At 55.4% G+C, this 19,058-nt stretch carries 17 protein-coding genes; 5 read left to right on the top strand and 12 right to left on the bottom strand.

What is annotated here, in order from left to right:
- Window positions 1–803 precede the first annotated feature (803 nt).
- Entirely contained in the window at window positions 804–1,121 is a 318-nt protein-coding gene (locus tag ACFZPT_RS21325; RefSeq protein ID WP_034100813.1) for a hypothetical protein, read from the top strand.
- A 5-nt stretch (window positions 1,122–1,126) separates the two neighbouring features.
- Here the strand turns inward: ACFZPT_RS21325 and ACFZPT_RS21320 are convergent, their stop codons facing one another.
- The gene (locus ACFZPT_RS21320) at window positions 1,127–2,950 is read right to left on the bottom strand and encodes a hypothetical protein (protein WP_080758792.1); all 1,824 of its coding nucleotides are present in this window, start codon (window positions 2,948–2,950) and stop codon (window positions 1,127–1,129) included.
- A 164-nt stretch (window positions 2,951–3,114) separates the two neighbouring features.
- Here ACFZPT_RS21320 and ACFZPT_RS21315 point away from each other — a divergent pair, with 164 nt between their 5' ends.
- Window positions 3,115–3,603, top strand: a complete 489-nt coding sequence (locus tag ACFZPT_RS21315) for a TIGR00645 family protein (RefSeq protein WP_034100811.1) — start codon at window positions 3,115–3,117, stop codon at window positions 3,601–3,603.
- A 15-nt stretch (window positions 3,604–3,618) separates the two neighbouring features.
- Here the strand turns inward: ACFZPT_RS21315 and ACFZPT_RS21310 are convergent, their stop codons facing one another.
- The 6 genes from ACFZPT_RS21310 to ACFZPT_RS21285 form a co-directional block, all read right to left on the bottom strand.
- Entirely contained in the window at window positions 3,619–5,052 is a 1,434-nt protein-coding gene (locus tag ACFZPT_RS21310; protein ID WP_034115157.1) for a glycosyltransferase family 39 protein, read from the bottom strand.
- A 151-nt stretch (window positions 5,053–5,203) separates the two neighbouring features.
- The gene (locus ACFZPT_RS21305) at window positions 5,204–7,228 is read right to left on the bottom strand and encodes a methyl-accepting chemotaxis protein (protein WP_371918474.1); all 2,025 of its coding nucleotides are present in this window, start codon (window positions 7,226–7,228) and stop codon (window positions 5,204–5,206) included.
- 297 nt (window positions 7,229–7,525) lie between these two features.
- Window positions 7,526–8,629, bottom strand: coding sequence for an HD-GYP domain-containing protein (locus ACFZPT_RS21300; protein ID WP_080758791.1), 1,104 nt, complete (start codon window positions 8,627–8,629; stop codon window positions 7,526–7,528).
- Window positions 8,630–8,708: 79 nt separating this feature from the next.
- Window positions 8,709–9,641 carry a chemotaxis protein CheV gene (locus ACFZPT_RS21295; protein ID WP_034115155.1) on the bottom strand — a complete coding sequence of 311 codons (933 nt, stop codon included), beginning with the start codon at window positions 9,639–9,641 and terminating at the stop codon, window positions 8,709–8,711.
- An 837-nt stretch (window positions 9,642–10,478) separates the two neighbouring features.
- Entirely contained in the window at window positions 10,479–11,096 is a 618-nt protein-coding gene (locus ACFZPT_RS21290) for a 3'-5' exonuclease (RefSeq protein WP_379555616.1), read from the bottom strand.
- A 23-nt stretch (window positions 11,097–11,119) separates the two neighbouring features.
- Entirely contained in the window at window positions 11,120–11,971 is an 852-nt protein-coding gene (locus ACFZPT_RS21285) for a hypothetical protein (RefSeq protein WP_379555617.1), read from the bottom strand.
- Window positions 11,972–12,290: 319 nt separating this feature from the next.
- On the opposite strand from ACFZPT_RS21285, the gene ACFZPT_RS21280 reads away from it, so the two are divergent.
- Together ACFZPT_RS21280 and ACFZPT_RS21275 are read left to right on the top strand one after the other, a co-directional pair.
- The gene (locus ACFZPT_RS21280) at window positions 12,291–12,491 is read left to right on the top strand and encodes an AlpA family transcriptional regulator (protein WP_122800081.1); all 201 of its coding nucleotides are present in this window, start codon (window positions 12,291–12,293) and stop codon (window positions 12,489–12,491) included.
- Between the two features lie 358 nt (window positions 12,492–12,849).
- Entirely contained in the window at window positions 12,850–13,506 is a 657-nt protein-coding gene (locus ACFZPT_RS21275) for an inovirus Gp2 family protein (RefSeq protein ID WP_379555618.1), read from the top strand.
- Window positions 13,507–13,607: 101 nt separating this feature from the next.
- Here the strand turns inward: ACFZPT_RS21275 and radC are convergent, their stop codons facing one another.
- The 5 genes from radC to ACFZPT_RS21250 form a co-directional block, all read right to left on the bottom strand.
- Window positions 13,608–14,105 carry a DNA repair protein RadC gene (radC, locus tag ACFZPT_RS21270; protein WP_379555620.1) on the bottom strand — a complete coding sequence of 166 codons (498 nt, stop codon included), beginning with the start codon at window positions 14,103–14,105 and terminating at the stop codon, window positions 13,608–13,610.
- A 51-nt stretch (window positions 14,106–14,156) separates the two neighbouring features.
- Window positions 14,157–15,077, bottom strand: a complete 921-nt coding sequence (locus tag ACFZPT_RS21265) for a hydrolase or metal-binding protein (protein ID WP_379555622.1) — start codon at window positions 15,075–15,077, stop codon at window positions 14,157–14,159.
- 106 nt (window positions 15,078–15,183) lie between these two features.
- A complete protein-coding gene (locus ACFZPT_RS21260; protein ID WP_379555624.1) occupies window positions 15,184–16,188 on the bottom strand; it encodes a YqaJ viral recombinase family protein in 1,005 nt (334 codons plus the stop codon).
- A gap of 81 nt (window positions 16,189–16,269) precedes the next feature.
- The gene (locus ACFZPT_RS21255; protein ID WP_379555637.1) at window positions 16,270–17,238 is read right to left on the bottom strand and encodes a DUF932 domain-containing protein; all 969 of its coding nucleotides are present in this window, start codon (window positions 17,236–17,238) and stop codon (window positions 16,270–16,272) included.
- Between the two features lie 69 nt (window positions 17,239–17,307).
- Window positions 17,308–17,637 (bottom strand): hypothetical protein, encoded by a 330-nt coding sequence (locus ACFZPT_RS21250; RefSeq protein ID WP_379555625.1) that lies wholly within the window; start codon window positions 17,635–17,637, stop codon window positions 17,308–17,310.
- A 666-nt stretch (window positions 17,638–18,303) separates the two neighbouring features.
- Between ACFZPT_RS21250 and ACFZPT_RS21245 the strand changes: the two genes are divergently transcribed.
- The gene (locus tag ACFZPT_RS21245; RefSeq protein ID WP_122800086.1) at window positions 18,304–19,047 is read left to right on the top strand and encodes a hypothetical protein; all 744 of its coding nucleotides are present in this window, start codon (window positions 18,304–18,306) and stop codon (window positions 19,045–19,047) included.
- Window positions 19,048–19,058: the final 11 nt, after the last annotated feature.

Below are 19,058 nucleotides of genomic sequence, written 5' to 3'. Positions count from 1 at the left end.
TTCCGCTAAGTGTGGGTAACACTTTAACTTTGGCACATAGATGCCGTTAGGAAGGGGGCGTCCATTCCATTACCACAGGGGGTGGTGTGTTGCCACAAAACCTTAGTTGTCTGCCGCTTCTCGCAAACGAAATGGCGCTGAAAATCCAAGCCTCTACCCCGATCCTTGTGGTGAGCGAGCTTGTCTCGCGCGGGGCAAGCCCGCTCACCACAGGAGTTGGTGTGTTGCCACAGAACCTGAGTTGACTGCCGCTTCTCTCAAACGAAATGGCGCTGGAAATCCAAGCCTCTGCCCCTATCCCTATGGTGAGCGAGCCGGCCTCGCGCGGGGCAAGCCCGCTCACCACAGGGGTTGGGGGGGGGCCGCAGAACGTGAGTTGACTGCCGCTTTTCTCAAGCGAAAATGGCGCTGGAAATCCAAGCCTGTGCCCCGATCCCTGTGGTGAGCGAGCTGGCCTCGCGCGGGGCAAGCCCGTTCACCACAGGGGTTGGGGTGTTGCCACAGAACCTGAGTTGACTGCCGCTTTTCTCAAGCGAAATGGCGCTGGAAATCCAAGCCTCTGGCCCGATCCCTGTGGTGAGCGAGCTTGTCTCGCGCGGCGCCAGTTCGCTCGCCGCAAGGTTGGCAGAAATGACAATAATTTGACTGGTGACTACAGGGGCCTACACCGTTGGTCTCTACGGCCTTGGTTTGTCGTGTTTTTCTTCTATCCTGAGGATTAGGGATATCCACAGGAGTCGCTGGACAGCAACAGCCTCGCCCACGCGCAGGGGCTGAACACCGAACTACCGAGGGTCGCCGCCATGTCGCGCAACCTCTGTCTTACCCGCCAGTACTTCGGGCTGGCTACCCGTATCGAATGCGCCATTCGCCCTCTCGCTGGGGATAACGGGCTGTGGACGGTGCTGTTTGCCGCCGGGATGACCGGCGAGCAGCCGTCCGCGGTGAAGTCCCAGGGCCCATTTCGCGGCCCCTTCGAGGCAGCCCATCTGCTGGAGTCGATCGTCGAAAACCTGACTCGGCAGGGCTACGAAATGGTCGAGGACCCGCCGATCTGGTGCCTGCACTTGCAGGCTCATCTTCGACTGCTCAACCGCAACCACGAGCAGCTCGCTCTGTAATCCGCTTATTTGCTCTCGGGCTTATCCAGTTTGACCTCAAAGCCGTATTGCACGGTATTCAGCTCGGTACGCTGGTAGCTTTCCAGCGCGCTCGGCTGGCCGTAGAAGTAATGCACGTCGAATAACGCCGTGCCGTATTCCGCGGCGCGATGGCTGACGGCGAGGATTTCCTTGAGGTAGTGGCCGCTGGCGTCCTTGGCATAGAAACGCCAGCTGTCGGAGGGGAAGGCTTTCTGGTCGACAACCAGCGCGTTGTCCTTGAGCGACAGGCCCTTAGGCAACGTGCCCACGTCGATCTGGTTTTTCTCGATGGTCGCCAGGAACAACGGGATCGAGCCCACCACATAAGCGGGGTTTTCCGGAAACAGCGTGAGGTCGTAGGTGAGGGTGCCGCGTGCCGGGTTCAGCTCAAAAGCCTCGGTGGGCAATTCAATCGGTTCGCCGCGCTCGCCTTTTTCATCGGCAGTAAAGAAGGTCACCGGCGACTCAGTGCTATTACGCTCGGCGCCCACCAGATCGTCATTGAACGTGAAGGGGTGGTCGAACACGATAGTCGCGGCGCTGGCGTCTTCGACGGACTGGCTGATGGTGACGCTGTTTTTCAGCTGGTCTTCGGTCAGTGTGGCGTCCTTGAGCCAATCGGCGGCGCTGTCGTCATACACGGTGACCGGCATGGGCAAGGCTTGCACGGTTTTTTCCAGGCTGTTTTTGTCGAAGCGAAGCACCGGCAGGTCGAGGTCCTTGCGGGTCACCGTGGCCTTGGAAAAATCCAGCACGTTGACTTGCACGGTGTCGATCAGCCCATTGAAGTACACCTTGGCGTAATGGGTGTTCTGCTGGTGTTCGAAGGCTTTTTGCTCATCGCTGAGCTGTTTTTCCAAGGCGTCGGACCAGACTTTTTGCTTTTGCATCTCGGCCAATTGTTTCTGGTAGAACGCCACCTGAGCCGCGCTTTCATTGATGGATCCCGAGCGAGTAAGGAATTGCGCGGTGCTGTCGCGCGCCTGTACCAGCAGCGGGTTGGGGGACTCATCGCCGACTTGGGGCGCCAGGGGCTGACTATTGGTCAGTTCGATTTCGGCGTAGTTCTTCTCCAGACGCAGCAGATTGACGCTGATCGCGCCTTCAGTGCGCGGGTGGCCTACGTCCTTGGTCGACAAGTCAAACGTCAGCACATTGCCCGGCGCGATCACCTCTACCGTGCCCTTGAGGCTCACCGGTTGCGGCTGGCTTTTGTTTTCGGTCTCGATGCCGTCGATGAACGGGTAGGTCACCGTCAGATCATCGGGGTTGGTCAGGTTGGAGCTGCTGGGGCTCAGTTGGATGCCCGGATCGGTTTCCGACCATTCCGGCTGGAACGGAATGACTTTGTGGTTGCTCAGGGTGACCGACTGCCATTCTAGGCCGTGGGGAAACGGGAATTGGTCGGGCAGGTTGAAATTGAATGGGAAGACCGGCTGCAGATCGGTCAGGTAATCGGAGTGGGAGGTCTTGCGCAGCACGAACAGGCCATTGATGTAGGTGTCCACCAACGCCTGGGGCGTGGGGTAGTGCTTGAGCAGGGCCAGGGAGTCTTCACCGTACTCGGGCTCGATGGGCTTGTTGGCGAGCTTGAGTTGCGCCCGCTCCAGCAACAGCAGCGAGCCGCCGAGGTCGGCGATGGCGTCGCGCAGTTTGGGATCTTGGATGCTGTCCAAGGATTGTTCGAATTGCGCGGTTTTCTCTTCGAGGGTGGCCTGTTTCTTTTCATCGCTGGGGGAGCAGCCGCCCGCCAGCAGCAATGCTGCGCACAGGCCGAAACCGGCCAAAGGGGATCGCACATCCATCATCTGAGTTTCTTCCTGTCCGACATCATCGAGCCGAGTTGATGGGCTCGACACTAGCAGAAAAATTCTCTTACAGAAGCCGCCCAGGTCAGTTTTCTCGCGGTTACAGCGCGTTGATGGCGGCTGGTATACTCGCCGCCATTTCTAACCACGCTGTGTGAGATCCAATGGAACGCTTTATCGAAAATGCGATGTACGCCTCGCGCTGGTTGCTGGCGCCGATCTACCTGGGGCTGTCCCTGGGCTTGCTGATCCTGGCGTTGAAATTCTTCCAGGAAATCATTCACGTCATTCCCAACATCTTCACCATGTTGGAAGCCGAAGTGATCCTGCTGCTGTTGTCGTTGATCGACATGGCCCTGGTCGGCGGCCTGTTGGTGATGGTGATGATTTCCGGCTACGAGAACTTCGTCTCGCAGTTGGACATCGACGACAACAAGGAAAAGCTCAACTGGCTGGGCACCATGGACTCTTCGTCGCTGAAGATGAAAGTGGCGGCCTCCATCGTAGCGATTTCCTCCATCCACTTGCTGCGCATTTTTATGGACGCCAAGAACGTCGATCCTCAGCACCTGATGTGGTACGTGATCATCCACATGACCTTCGTGGTCTCGGCATTCGCCATGGGTTACCTGGACAAACTCACCAAACACTAACCTGCCGCGCCGGCCCTACTGCTCGACGAAGTAGTAGGGCTGGCGATTGATCGCCATTTCCTTGATCACCTTGACCGGCGTGCTCAGGCCGTCGGTACGGTCCAGCAACGCAACGTTGCCAGGCCTGGCGGCGAGATAACTGTGCAGTTGCGCGTCTGTCTGCAAGATCTTCAAGTAGCTCTGCAAATAAAACACGCTGGCCCCGGCGATACGTTCGTTGGGTTGAAACAACACCACTTCCTTGCCTTCGGCTTGCAGTGCCTGAACCTGGCGGATCACCGGCACGAACGACTGACGCACATCGGCTTTGGGCGCAAACCAGAACGCGGCCGTCAGGTAACACGCCACCGCTAGCGTGAACACGCCGCCGACCAGACGCCTGTGGTACTTGTAGAGTGACGGCTTATGCGCCTTCAGCCACTCCAGGATGACCCGCCCATACTCGGCGGCCAGCACTGCGGCGGCGGGTGTCAGGGCCATCAGGTATACCGTGCGCTTGCTTGAGGCCAACGTCAGCAACGTGAACTGCGCCACCAGCCAAACGCTGAAAAATAACCGGTAACGATTACGTACCAGGCTTTTGCGGAAATGCCACAGCCCCAGGTACACGAGGATGTTCCACGGTAAAAACGCTTGCGGCAGCTTCAGCAGGTAGTAATAGAACGGCTCGTAATGCCCAGCCTCGACGAATTCGCCGCTGAAGCGTCCGACGCTATTGGTCCACAGCACTTCGCCCACGGCCTGCAGGCCGCCGCGTTGGAATAGGAATGTCAGCCAGATCAGCAATGGAATCAGGGCCAGCAGGGTAAACGCCGCCGGCTTGAGCCAGTCCCCGAGGTGCAGGCGTTTATCCATCAGGCTGGTGCTGACCAAGTACACAAAGATCACCACGCCGGGCATCGCCAGGCCCAGCACGCCTTTGCTCAACGTAGCGATCATCATCCCGGCGGTAAACAACGCCCAGGCGCCGGTTGCCGAACCTTGACGATCCGGCCGCACCGCCTGGTAGAACGCCAACAGGGCGGTGGTCACGCCCAGGCTGAGCAACGCATCCTCGCCGACACCCCGCACATTGCTCCAGTAACTGGCCATGGTCGCCAGGATCAACGCCGCACTGAACGCCAGGGTCTGCGGGCGTCCGAACTTGCGCAGCATCCCGTACAGCAGCATCACGCTGAACAACCCAGCAAAGGCCGACGCCAGGCGCACCGCCCAGGTGGTGCCGCCGAACACGCGAATCGCGCCGGCGTCCAGCCACAGGCTCAGGGGTGGTTTTTCCAGGAACGGCTCGCGAAACAACTGCGGCACCACCCAGTCGTTGTCCAGGTGCATCGCCATGGCGATCCCGGCGACGCGGGCTTCGGTGGAGCCTTGCAGTTCGTGGTTACCCAAAGCAAAGAAAAACAACAGGCCAGCAAGCAGGAGCAGCAGAGAGGCGGGGCGCGTCATGGGGTGTGGATACCGGGGCAGGGCGCCGCTCGGGGGAGCGGCTCGCAGTCGGTCAGTATAGGGAGGCGATTCTTAACATTTCGTGAATGAACCAGCGGTTGATGAAAGGGACCGAGGGCAGCGGTTGACCGCCCCCGGCCGGGCCGCCGGGCTAGCTGGTTTTGACTTTGAAACGGCTCAGCCCTTGCTGCATGGCGTTAGCCCGTTCCGACAAGTTCTTGGCCGCCACCGCGCATTGCTGGGAGTTGTGCTGATTTTGCTGAGTCACTTCATCGATCTGCTCCAAGCCGATACTGGCTTGCTGCAACCCGGAGGCTTGTTCGCTCGAAGCCTGGTAGATCAGGGACACCAAGCTCGAAACCGCCGTGGTGCCATTAACGATATTGCGCAGCGAATCGGCGGTGCGTCCGGCGATGACCATGCCGCGCTGGGTCTTGGTTGACGAGTCGGCGATCAGCGCCGCGGTTTGCTGGGCGGCTTCGGCACTGCGTGCGGCGAGGCTACGCACTTCGTCGGCCACCACGGCAAAACCACGGCCGAGTTCGCCGGCACGCGCCGCTTCAATGGCGGCGTTCAAGGCCAGCAGGTTGGTCTGGGCGGCAATATTGTCGATGGTAGTGATGATGGCCGTGATGTCTTTGCCCGAGTTGTCGATCTCGGCCATGGCAGCGATCAGCTCGCTCATCAACTGGTCACTTTCCCCCGCGTCCGCGCGTGATGCCTGTGACTGCTCATCGGCCTTCTTAGCGTTGGCCGCGTTGTCGGTGGTTTGCGCGGCCATTTGCGTCATGACCGCACTGATCTCGGTAATGGACGACGCGGAGTTGGCCGCACCCTCGGACAACGACTGACTCAACTCTGTGACCTGGCCCGAACTGCCGGTGATCTCGGTGGCGCTGACCTGAACCTGGGAGATCAGGTTGTTCAAGTTGCCGACCATTTTTTCCAGCGCCTTGCCCAAGGTGTCGTTGGGGGACGACAGACGAACCTCAAGGTCCAGGTCGCCTTCGGAGATGCGTTCGGCGACTTTGACCTGACGTTGCAGGCTGTCCGACATTTCGTTCAGGGCAAAAGACAACTGCCCGACTTCATCTTCGGATTTCTGAACCAGACGCTGGGAAAAATCCCCAAGACTGATGGTCGCGGCCAGGGTCGCGGCCTCACGGATCGGGCCGACGATTTTCGCGGTGGCAAACCACAACACCATCAAGGCCAGCACAGAAATACTGAGCCCGACGCCCACCTGCCAGATGCTGCTGCTCAGCCCGCGGGACTTCAGCTCCTGCTCCAGCGCAATCGCCTGGCTCATCACCACGGCCTTGGGCAAATGGATCAGGATCGCCCAGGGTTTGCCGGTGCGGCCCAGGGTGATCGGCATTTGCACCTCGATCTCCTCAGCTTCCTGGTTCATCCGACTGTCACCCTGGCCTTTCTGCACGTTGGCCAACACTTTTTCCCAGGTGTCGGGCAGCAATGCCTTCAATGGCTGGCCGATTAGTTCGGGGCGTTTACTGTTGGCCACCACCAAGCCTTGATGGCTCAATATCGTCACCGAACCTTTGCCGTCATACAGGGCGGCGGACATTTGCTCACTGAGTTTCTGAATAAACGAAATATCGAAGTCAGCACCGACCACACCGTAGAACTTGCCATTGGCGGTGATGGGCACCGAGAGCGTCGTCAGCCATACGTTTTTGCCTTGAACCACGTAGGGGATCGGGTCCAACACGCTCTCTTTCTGAGTGTCGCGGGGGCCGGAGTACCAGCCGCCTTTAAGGACACCATTGGGGTGACGCGCGTCGGAGTCGTATTCCACCAGCGGTTGCACGGCGATATGGCCGTCCGAGCTGCGGGTCCAATAGGGGGTAAAGCGACCCGTCAGCGGGTTGTTACCGCCCTCATTGTTACGAGAGGCTTGATCCTGAGCGTCGAGGGCATCCGGCTCCCAGCACGAGTAGGTGCCGTTGAAATCCGGGTTGTCCTTGAGCACGCTGAGCAACATTGTGTTGATTTGCTCCCGGCCCAGAGCGAGCGGGCTTTGCGCACTTTTACTGGCGCTCATGGTGTTGGCCATTGTGCGAGCTGAGTCCAGGGCGTTCTGCAATTTGGCTTGGATGGCATTTGCGCGCGATTCGGCAAGGTTCTGCACTTCGCGGATGGTCGAATTTTCGATCAGCGTAGAAACTTCGCGGCCCACATAAGTTTGATTCGCATTTGAAGAGTACAGCCCATATAAAACCAGGCTGGCGCAAGAGATGAATAAGCAGAGTCCTGCAGTAAAGCAAATTCGAGTCTGCAATGAGTTGAATTTCATGATGATTCCTGCCCGCGCTGATAGTTACCAATACCGCCGGATACTGGCATTCCAATGTTTTTGTGCACACAAGACTTAAGGCTTAATCATGGGCTGCTTAGGCAGTAGCGCCGATGCTTATCGTTTCATCGGTCAATACTGCATGACAGTTATCGCTGCTCAGTTGGACTCATTATCATCGAGCCACAAGTGCTCGGTGTTTTTAAAGCCATAACGTTGCGGCGGCACCCGTGCGATGATGCGATCGGTTTGAGCTGGGTCACTCAAATCGACAACTTTCGGGGTGATATAAATATTAAGAACCGGTAAGAAGAATAACTTGACCTTGGGCGTCAACAGCGAATCAGTATGTTGTTCAATGACCACGCCGATCGTGCCACTTTTCATTTGAACGATAGAGCCCACGGGGTAAATGCCGACGGCTTTTAGGAAGGCCCGAAATACTTCATCGTCAAAATGCCCCTGCCATGTGGACATCTGCTGAATGGCCACGGCTGGGTCCCAGCCTTGGTTGTAGGAGCGGTCGGAAGTCACCGCGTCATAGACGTCGCACACTGCGGCCATGCGTGAAAAAACACTGATTTGCTCACCCGCCAGCCCGTGAGGGTAGCCATTGCCGTCGACTCTCTCGTGGTGATGCAGGCATACGTCCACCACCATGTCGCACATCTGGGCGGTGCCCATCAGGGTTTTTTCGCCTTCCAGGGGATGGCGGCGGACCACTTGCAATTCATCGCTGCTCAAACGCCCGGGTTTATTAAGGATGGCGTTTGGAATAGCCATCTTGCCGATGTCGTGCAGCAGGCCGGCCAGCCCCGCGCGACGAATGAGCGCGGGCGGCAGCTTGAGTTGTACGCCCAGCGCGATCATCAGTGCACACACCGCCACCGAGTGCATATATGTGTAATCGTCGATGCTTTTAAGGCGTGCCAGGCTGATAAAAGCGTCTGGGTGGCGGGCGATCGAGCTGGAAATGTCATCCACTAGCGAGCTGATGGGCTCAAGCTCCAGCGCACGGCCCATGCGCGCATGGCTGAACATTTCGACGACTGCGGCTTTGGCTCGGGTGCACACCGCCTGGGCGGCGATCAGCTCGTCTTTCATTGAGGTAGGGGAGATGGGCGTGGTTGTGGTGCCGGGTTCGCATGCGGAATTAGGCGACGTGGTTGCGCAGCCCGATGTGCAGGTATCCAGCGTGCCCTTCCAGAAAGGCCTTGCTTCGCCGTCTGGAGCCTGATGATAGAGCTCATTACACTTGGTCATGATATGGCCTCTACTGTTTCTTCTTTTTATGTATTGCCGCTCAGCCTCCCTGGCGTGAATGGTGTGGTGGTTGAATGGATCAGTTGGCGTTGGCCGCCTTGATGCGAGTGACGACCCGACCGGCCAAGTCATCCGGGCGGAACTTCGCCAGGAAGTCATCGGCCCCGACTTTCTTCACCATGGCCTGGTTAAACCCGCCCGACAGCGAGGTGTGCAACACAATATGCAACTTCGCCAGGCGCGGATCGCTGCGTACTTCAGCGGTCAGGGTGTAGCCATCCATCTCGGGCATCTCAATGTCCGAGATCATCATCAAAAACTCTTCCTGCGGATCGCGCCCTTCATCGAGCATGGCGCGAAGATAATCCAGAGCCTGACGCCCATCGTTCAGCGCAACCACCTCCACCCCGACGGTTTCCAGGCAACGCGTCACCTGCTTGCGGGCGACCATCGAGTCATCGACCGTGAGCACGCGCAGGTGCCGCGCCCACTGAGTCACCTGTTGATCCACCACACCGTTGGAAATCTCCTCCGACGTCGGAGAAATTTCCGTCAGCACCTTTTCCACATCGATGATCTCCACCAACCGATCATCCGCATGGGTCACAGCAGTCAGATAATTATTATCGCCACTGCCCTTGGGCGGAGGATGGATGTCCTCCCAATTCAAATTGACGATGTGCTCAACTGCATAAACCAGAAAGCCCTGAACGCGATTGTTGTACTCCGTTAGTATTATAAAAGCGCTCTCCTTATCGGTAATACCCGGCAACCCAGTGGCCATTGCAAGGTCTAGAACAGGGATAGAAGAGCCTCTGATGTTCGCTACGCCACAAATGTTGTTATTAGACTTTGGTAGTACAGATAACTTGGGGCAGCGAATAACCTCCCGCACTTTGAACACATTGATGCCGTACAGCTGGTGATCGTTGAACCGGAATAAAAGCAATTCCAGGCGGTTTTGCCCGACCAGTTGCGTACGGCTGTTAACGGAAGCCAGAAGACCTGTCATACACACTCCCGATCCGGGTTTGATAGCGGTGATGTCGTAATGACATTAGCATAAGTAAGGGTATGTGAAATACCTGTGAAATAAAAAACAGGGCGGTGTGGTTGGTTAAAGAGAGGTGTTATCAGATGGGGTTGAGTTCAGACGGTTGTTTTAAATTAGATAGGTGGCTAGCTTATTAAGTGTGTGGTGAGAATAAATGTGATTGGTAAGTTTGAGGGTGTAGACGGGGAGTTTTTAGAATGATGAAGTCGCGTTGAGTGCGGCTTTATGGGTCTTGATCCTACGCCAAGGCTAGTCATCGTCAGTGAGGATGACGTCGTTTTCTGCTGTCTTCGTTGCCTTGGTTTGGCAGAAGGGAGTGGTGGGAAGCATTGGTGGGCATGCGGGCCACCTCTGACATCGTTTTGGTATTCCCAAAGCTTGGGATACCAAAACGCCTGGAACTCAAAAAGCCTCTACGGACGTCAATGGCCCTGAAACCCTTGATTTCACTGGTTTTCAGGCACAAAAAAAGACGTCCGTGGACGTCTTTAGTTGATCAAATGGTGGGCCGGGGTAATCTGAACTGATTCTTTAAGGTGATGATTTTAATAGATTATTTTCGGTTAAGCTTTTTATTGGAATACCTTTTGGAATACCATCCGCGAATCTTCTTAGATTCCCGTCTTTACGTCGACCAGAGCTCGATTCCATAGCTGTACTTCGGTTCTCGCTTTTGAGCGCGACCAACGGCTTCTGATAGCACTTGCTGGTGCTTGTTCATACCTTCACTCGCTCTGGCGAGTCAGCACGTGCCTTATTGCTGTCGCGTATGTGCGCCCCAGGTTCAGAAGATCGTCAGCGCATCCAGGTCGCCGTTCGGATTGTGGTGATAAAGGGGGACTCGACCCTATCGAACGCTAAATGTACCTGGGCCTTGGCGCGGGTCACACCCACATAAAACAGGCGCGCGGTCTCCTCATATGCTTCGCGCGTCTTAACGTATTTGCTCGGGACCACGCCTTCTTCCAGTCCAAGCATGATCACGGCCTGATACTCTAAGCCTTTTGAGCTGTGAAGCGTCATGAGGTTAATCTGATCGGGGCTCTTTCCCTGATTGCCAAAAATCTGGATGGTGAAGTCTTCAAGCACCCCACCTTCAGCGGCAGCTTCGATAAGCTCATTAAGGTTATCGATCTCGTCGCTCAGACCTGGCTCGTCACAAAGCATGTCGTCCAGAACGGCCTTAGCTAGGGAGGTCAGCCACTCATTTAGCGACAGCGCGCCATCTCTCCACGCGAAAAGAGCTGAGATCAGTTGTTTGCGAGACTGGTGTAGCTGAGTCTCGCTTTTTCCCGCCCGCTGCAAGCGTCGCCAAACTTTGAGCAAGTGGGAAAGCTGTACCTCGCCGGTCTCCCAACCTCCAGCACACCCTTGCGCTGCCTCGGTGAGCCACTCGGTTACGGGCGAGCCCAAGAAGGTGGGGTACTGTTTTTTAGTTATGAGATTTTTAGTAGTTGTGATGTTCTGATTCTTTCAGGTATGTGGTCATTTTTTTCTGCTTCCATTTCTATCAATATTTCTAAGAGCCTTGCTCGGCTAACTTCATAGCGGCTTGCCAATTTTTCGAGGCTTTCAATTGCCTTGTCTGAAAGAACGAAGTTGTACTGAGCTTTTCCTTTTAGATTTTCCCTGTATTTTCGTTGGGCCCATCCTTTTTTTATTTTTCCTATATAAAGTTCTTTTTGTTCTCGTGAGTAATTCGTTTTGTCAAAAAAAATCAAGATGTCTTCGAATGTTTCGAAGGGGGTTGATCCAAGTGTGGCGGCGAAGGAGTTCTTTGTTAGCCAGTCCCAAGCGAATTGGCTTTTCTGGTCGTCGTCTTTAAACCAAGCATACACTTTGTCGTTTGTTTTGTGGCTTTTCCATCTTTGTTCAAGATCTCTTAGTAATTTTGTTTTCTGAGTTATATCTTTTTGCCATACGTCGAGGATCGCTATAGGGAGATCTTTTTCTGTGAGGTCAAAGTAGTAGTTGAGTTGGCTGTGTTCGGTCAAAATTTGAATTTCTCTTGTAGTCCATTCTGTTACACGACGGTCTTCTGTTATCCATTCAATTTCTTTTTTGTGGACTAGTTGTTTGCATCTTTCTTTCAGTAATTCGCCGACTCTCCATGGCCTAGTTTGTAGGTATCTGGCCATTTTGTCTCTCATGCCAGTATCGAAGTAGTCATTTGGGTTAAATGTAGTTTCGAAAAATACAAGTGTGTACCACAGCCATATGTCGTGGCGGTTTTTGTATTCCGTTTCGCCGAGAATCTGGGAAAGATCGTCTTCTAGGTGTAGTGCCACTGTAGGGTCCTTCTAGCGCGATTCAAGTAAAAATCTAGGTGTACTCTACCATTTTTTAGGTGTCAATCAAGATGATCTCTAGTAGATAGGATTTTTTCTGTTATCAGTCTTTACTGGGGAGATACCTGTTTGTGGCAGCGATCTGGCGAGATGGGGTCGCTTCGTTTTACAGGCAGCTTTTGCGTCTGGTTACATTTGGTGCGCTTTACTGCCACGGTTGCCTCGCCAGGCTCCTTCCCCTGTATGAGGGGTAAAGTCGGTAGCACGTTAATTTCTACTGGGCTTGCCAATCCTCTGGACGAATACAGGAGCTGCGTTCATGAGGATAATTCGATTGAAAGAGGTCATGGATCTCACTGGCCTTGCTAGATCTACGATTTACAAGTTTATTTCGGGCGACTTGTTTCCAAAGCCTATTCCCTTGGGGGACCGTTGCGTAGGTTGGCTGGAAAGTGAAGTTCACGATTGGATTCTGGATAAAGTTAAAGAGCGGGATCAATTGGTGAGTAGGAGTAGTTGAGGTTCTGCTGTGGTTGGCTTTGAAGCTTGATTGGCTAAGTTAAGTTAACACCATCAAGGATAAGTTCCTTGATGGTGTTTTTCCAGAGTGATTGTGGTCTCTGTAATGTTGCATTTTAAAAGGGTTTGTGGGTGTTTTATTTGGTGTGGTGCCGTCAGAGCTTTTCGGTATTGGTAATATGCTTATAAAGCATCTCTGTTATGGGGTTGGCTTATCTTTATTAGTTAAGTGTAGGGGGTGTATTGGAGGGGAGGTGGTCTCTCTAAGCTGAGCAATATTGTGCTCCGCATTCTTAGATATAAGGTAAAAATGTACTTGGGGTCCTGACTATATGAAACTCAATGCTCGGAGCTCCATCATGGCTAGACATTCAGGCAACACGAACTTAACCCTTCATTACGAAGGCTCTTATCAAGGCTTGGCCGTGCAAGTGGATAAGGGGCCTTTTATTCAAGAGTACCTAAACCGTCTTCATCAGACGGTATCTCGAGCGCTTAATCAGTACCCTCGTGTATTTGCACTCAGGTTTGACCTACGGCTACCAGCTAACATTCAATTGCCCGATTACGCTTTCACGAACGAGGTTGTTGACCGTTTCATCGAATCCTTTAAAGCCAAGATCAAGCACAATCGCCAAATGGCGAAACTTGTGAATAAGTATGCACACGACACCAAGGTTCGTTACGTCTGGGCCAGGGAGCAAGGGCAGCACGGGCGGCCACATCATCACTTTGCGATCTTGCTGAACTACGATGCCTTCAATGCACTGGGTAAGCTCGAATCAGGCAGAGACAACATGTTCAATCGTTTGGAAGGAGCCTGGGCAAGTGCTTTAGGGTTGTCAGTAGAGGCTGTCAGGGGGTTGGTCGAGATTCCACAAAATCCTTACTATCACTTGTATCGCGACGAGATAGCCGGACAGGCCGCCTTCTTCCGTCGTGCGAGCTATCTGTGTAAGTCGAGCACGAAGGTTTTTGGGGATGGTTCCCATGGTTTCGGATGCAGCAGAAGCTGAGCACAACGCAGAATCACGACAAAAAAATAAAAAAGGGCACCTTGCCGATGACTGCCCTGGCAACGCCAAGGGCAGTCCATCGGACGGTGTGAACATAGGAATTAAAGGTAACCTCGTTCAGCCAGCGATACGCAGCCTTCATGACCTACAACAATGTGATCCAGCGTCTGGGTGCCAATCATGCTGAGGGCGTTCTTGAGCGCCAGGGTTAGCGTGCGATCGGCCTGGCTGGGTTCAGGATCGCCGGATGGATGGTTATGTACCAGAATCACCGCTGCCGCATTGTGCTCCAACGCAATCTTGACCACTTCTCGCGGGTACACGCTGGCACCATCCAGCGTGCCCCTGAATAGCTCCCTGAAAGCAATAACACGGTGTTTGCTGTCGAGCATTAGTAGCGCAAAGACTTCGTACTCGTGGTACTGCAGCAGTGTTTGCAGGTGACTAAAAACCTGCTTTGGCTCAGTCAATGCCCGGCCTTTAGAAAGACGACTCATTGCCAGTTGTTGCGCCATACGCAGGATGTCAGCTTCGGTGACGGGGGATTCCATGACATAGGTGCCGGTCGTTTCACCGGCTATGAGCTTGTGATATTTCATGGTGGACTTCCTATTTGAATGCGAAGAAATGAAAGGGGCTGAAGAGCGCGGTTACTGTGCCGAAGGCCTGCTTTGGTGCCGGACGGCTTGCGACTCCAGCTTTTGGGCGAGTGAGGGTTTGGCAGGTGCTGCCAGTTGGGCATGGGGAGCTATCGGGCTGGGCTGATCTCCAATGGCGGGGAAGAACTCTTCGACGATGGCAACTGTGTCCTCCTCGCTGTCTTCAAAGGCCCCATTGTTAAAGCCCTGCCGGGCCGCGTGATCCAAGGCGCTCTGGTCAAGGCCCGAGGCTTGCCGGGTTTCCTCCAGTTGCTTGGCTGCCAGTAAGGCGTCTTCTAGGCTCAGCCCACTGCGTACCGTGATATCGACGTAGAAAATCGGTGTGCCATGGCTCTGCCGGGTGGATTTACCGCGCAGACGCAACTCCAGCGGCAGACAGGCCAAGCGGTTGCCTGAGATGGCTTGCAGGTAGTGCAGGCGTGCCGCCAGAGTGCGAATGCTGTTAAACCCGGTGGTACGAAAGACAAAGGTGCCCAACGGATCGTCATCGCCAATCACCACGTTCAGCCGGCCGTAAGGCTTGCAGGCATTGCCTTGAGCCAGTGAGCAGCCATCGGGTGAAGGGCAGGGCAACGACTGGATGCCGTCCTTGGTTAAACGCTTGCAGGTCTCACCATTGCCGACGCACAGCGGCCGGCCGGTGGTACGATCGAACAGGCTGTAGTCCGCGCGAAAGTTGAGATCAGGCTCGTTGAACAGTAAGCGGATCGGAACGCTGCGCAGCTTGCCGTCCTGGCCATTGCGGAGCTCCTCATTGAGTGGGTGCAGCAACCAGCCGTCACGGCTCTGTACTTGGGAGGTGAGGGTGAATTGATCGTCCTTTTCCGGCAGACGCTTGCCGTTCTTTTCAACGATCTTGCCGATGGATATGCGCCCGAGCACCGGTGGGGTAATTGCTAAACCTTTGAGCATGGGAGTTCTCCTGTGTCTGAAATAAAAACGCCACCGAGACTGCGTAAGCGGCCAGGGTGGCGTTGGAGAGAAAGGGCTTTGTAATAAGGGAAGAGCGAACGAGCGTTCAGACCAGCAGAAAACGCCGGCTGCCGGTTTTGGTGGTCGAATAGCGCACTTGCAAATAGGGCTTTTCTTTCAGCAGACGGGGGATATCCAGGGCCACGCTGTCTTTGGCTTTCTTCCACGTGATGCAGCCGCTGGCAAAGGTCGCCCGACTGGCATCGCCCATGGCCTGTTGTAATGTGTGCTTGAGTTGAGCTTCCAGCTTCTCCTGCTGTGCAATTGACTCGCGCACTTTCTGCAATGCGGTAAAGGTCGTACAGAGCCGCATGTCCTGGCTGAAGTCCACACTCTGCCCACTGTCCTGTGGATACAGACAGCGCAACGCTTGTTCCGCTGAGGCAGATCCGTCAGCCGGCGGCGGGGTATCACTGACCACGTAATCCCAGAACAGTCGCTCGAAGTCGACCAGTCGAGCAATCAGTGACTCGTCGCGTTCAATGCGATGGATCTCCAAGTGCTGACCGCCGAGCAATACCGCCACATCAGCGACCTGCTTGCCGGTGACGGCGAGCTGGTGCATGACTTGCAACTGCACATACTCAGGCACACCCTCTTTCCAGAGGCGTGCGCCGTTTATGCCGGCGGTTTTGCATTCGAGAATCTGCACGTCTGAGGCGCCGATCACCTCACGGTCGATGTTGGCCAACATCCAGGGCAGTTTGGGATCAGGATGCTGCAGCACCGCATTGACCCGGCGCACCCGGTGACCACTGCGCCGGGTATAATGTGTTGCGACAATCGGCTCCAGGATATTGCCCCAATAAGCAGGGCTCTCTTCATCCTGTGGATCGATCTTGGGCAGGGAGCTATCACGCCCGGTTTTCTCCAGCCACAGCTCCAGCTGGGATTTGTAAGGATTTAGGCCCACAGCAGCGGCGGCATCCGAGCTGCCGATACCTTGTTTGCGCACGGCCAACCAGTCCTCGCGCGGCAGTTGTTTAGTCCCCACCAGACGTAAGGCAGGACGGGGTTTGCTGCTGGGTTGTTGCAGAGTTTGTGTGCCCATGATGTTTTCCTGTGCGGCATAAAAAACGCCCGGCCAGCAGAAGCTGACCAGGCGCTTTAATGATTGAGTAAGTGAGTGGGGTTAGGCGGCGAGTTGCAGTGCGGCCTGCAGGGCGCGTTGTTTGAGGGCAGCACCTTGGCCAAACCAGGCCGAGTCCATGCGGTATTCGGTACTTCGGGCACGCCGCTCGTGATCAACGTATTCGGTCACAGCATTGAGCAAGCCCCAGGCGGTTCCTTGAGCCGACACCAGTGTGGCGCCACGCCCCTGACCTTCATACAGGCTCTGCACCTTGCGCAGCGCCCGCTCGTTAGGAAGTACTGCTGGTAGTGGACTGTTGGGGCTGGCATCACACAATACGCTCATGAAAAACCCCAAGGCCTCATGCCATTGAACCTTGCGTTCAGACAGCATTCGCATGCGGTGCATGAAGTCGTCCCATTGCGAGACGGCGATACCTAGCTGCTTCTTCACCGCTTGCGGATCAAAGCGGGCGTTGTGCGGCACTTTGATTGCCCGGGCCGTACCATCCAGAGCGATGGTCAACGTGTTATTGCAGACCACTCGCACCGTGGTGGGTGTTGCGGTGGTGGCCAAGGTGCCGTCACAGGAGGTGGCCAGCAGTAGGTAGCCATTGATCTGATCGTTGCCTTTCAAAGCAGTGGATTGGCCAGTACGGGCCAGAGCCCAGAACTTGCGACCGCCTTTGAGCACTCCTGCTGTTTCCAGTTCGTAGCCCGAGACCTCAGTCAGATCCCGGTAAAACTCCAGCACTTCACGGGGCTGCACAACCTGGTAGCGGTTGGAAACCACTGACAGTGGAGACTTGGTGTCAGAGCGATACAGCACCTTCTGTTCAGGGAAAGAGTGATTCGATCCAAGAGCACCGATGTTCTCAGATTTGAAATGCACTGGGCTGTCCTGGATCTTCCAGTCCATACCCGCTTCATGTTGCCAGACTTCGAGGGGTTGTTTGGGGGAGAGGCGACTGCCCAGGCCATGCCAAGGCGTGGTGCCAACGTAAGCCATTTTTTCAACAAGATGAGCCATGGGAATGATTCCTGGCAAATAATCGATAAAGGCAGCGTTTCTGCGAAAACGCTGCCGGTTCATAACGACTTAACGCCTTACGCTAAAGCGATGACCGCACTCCACGCATTGGTAGTTGTCCAGAACCTTGTCATCAATCTGTTCGCCAATCGTCGCGCCGGCGAGACCACCGGCGACGCCGCCAAACAGACCACCGAGTAGGGCACCGGCAATACCGCCCACTGCGATGCCGACGGGGCCGCCGATTACTCCCAGCACCGCGCCGGCTTCTGCACCTGACAGGGCGCCGGCGGCACCACTGGCGGCACCGCCTGCCGCACCAATTAATCCACCTGTTTGCTTACCGATATTTTTTGTGACGACGCGTCCAGAGTTACAGCTTGGGCAAGGGGTATACATACGCAGGTCCTCTCAAGTGATGAGCGTGCTGAGCTAAAAAGCAGGCACGCCAAATCCCTACCGCAGTCGATGCGGTGGGCGTTCACAGAGGTGATATAGGTTTGAAATTTTTTTGATTGGGATTTCAAGCAGCAACGAGTTGAAATCAGGCAGAAAGTCGAGATGTTCCAGGTGTTACAGGGGGACCGGGAGCTGGAAATCGAGTGCGCGTTGCTGACGCGCTAGCTCAATGAATTCACCAAAATCCGCGTGTCCTAGCTCAGTCACTCGATCAAGAGAGTCGAGCACTTTTACATAGCCCGGCGCGACGGTGACGTTACCGACAACGAGCCGGTCAGCAGGCCTGTGACTAATTTCGCACGGTATTGCACGGTCTATGACGATAACTACACGCTCTCCGCCGCTCGGGTTAGGTATGGAGGGCTTTGACAGTGTCGACGCTGATAGTGTCGGGCGGTGGCAATGATCTATCGGGGGAGCGACCCGGTATGATTTTGGGGCTTGCTGCCACTGCAGTATCCCGGCACCATCTGCGCAATTAGCCATCCCCTTGCCATTATCGGGCGTGACCTCATCACACTCGGTCGAAAGGATTTGCAAACCAGCTCATCACTTTGCCGCAAACGGCGACGTGCCCGCCCAAGACCTGTTCAAGGAATGAATGCAATGATCAAGAAATTGGTATCGGAGCTCGCGTTCGTCAATAGTGGGTCCCCGCTGCCCACCGTCGAGGTTGATTCGCAGTCCATCGAGAATGCTGGCTTCAGCATCTACCGCACCGTGATGCAGGTACTGACCCGGTTGGCCGAACAGGACGCATCACTGCGGGCGACCCTCTACATGTACGGTTCTGTTAGCGTCAATTTCCACGAGCCGTGCTGGTCTGAATTCTTGTTGGTTGCAGGTCCCAAGAAAGTTCTGCTTGCCTTGGGCGCCGGCTTTGAGCAGTTGTCGACGGTGAAGTCGCGGTTTAGTGATTACATTTCGTCTTCTGCAGCCCTGCGCACGTTCCATGTCGAGGATGGTTTGGTATGGGAGCAAGAGGACGCCTGCACCTGGTATTCCCACGGCCAGAGTCTGGCAGACCTGACAGCTGAAGCCGAAGAGGCCGAAGAGGGCAGTGACGATGCCGAGCCTATCGAGGAGGATGAGGAGGACGAGGTCTGGGATGTCGAGGAGCTGGACTCTTCGGACGAGCAGGATGAAGACCTGGCCGTTGTCACTGCCAGCCGGAAGGCGGCGCGGTATCGTGCCGCACGTTCGGATGCGAAGGTAAGCAGCATTCGGGCAGCGATCGAAGAAGTCTTTGGGTTGCCGGAAGGGTCAGTCGCACTATGTGGGCCAGATCGGCGTGCGCTGCGGGGTGATGCCCGGATCAGGACGTTGCGTAAACGCTGGGAGGAGAGCTGAGCAGGGGAGCT

The organism is Pseudomonas sp. MD330_10 (genome assembly GCF_042610415.1).
GTDB lineage: Bacteria > Pseudomonadota > Gammaproteobacteria > Pseudomonadales > Pseudomonadaceae > Aquipseudomonas > Aquipseudomonas rhodesiae.
The sequence above is the reverse complement of the archived record's forward strand: the minus strand, read 5'-3'. Positions and strand labels throughout refer to the sequence as shown.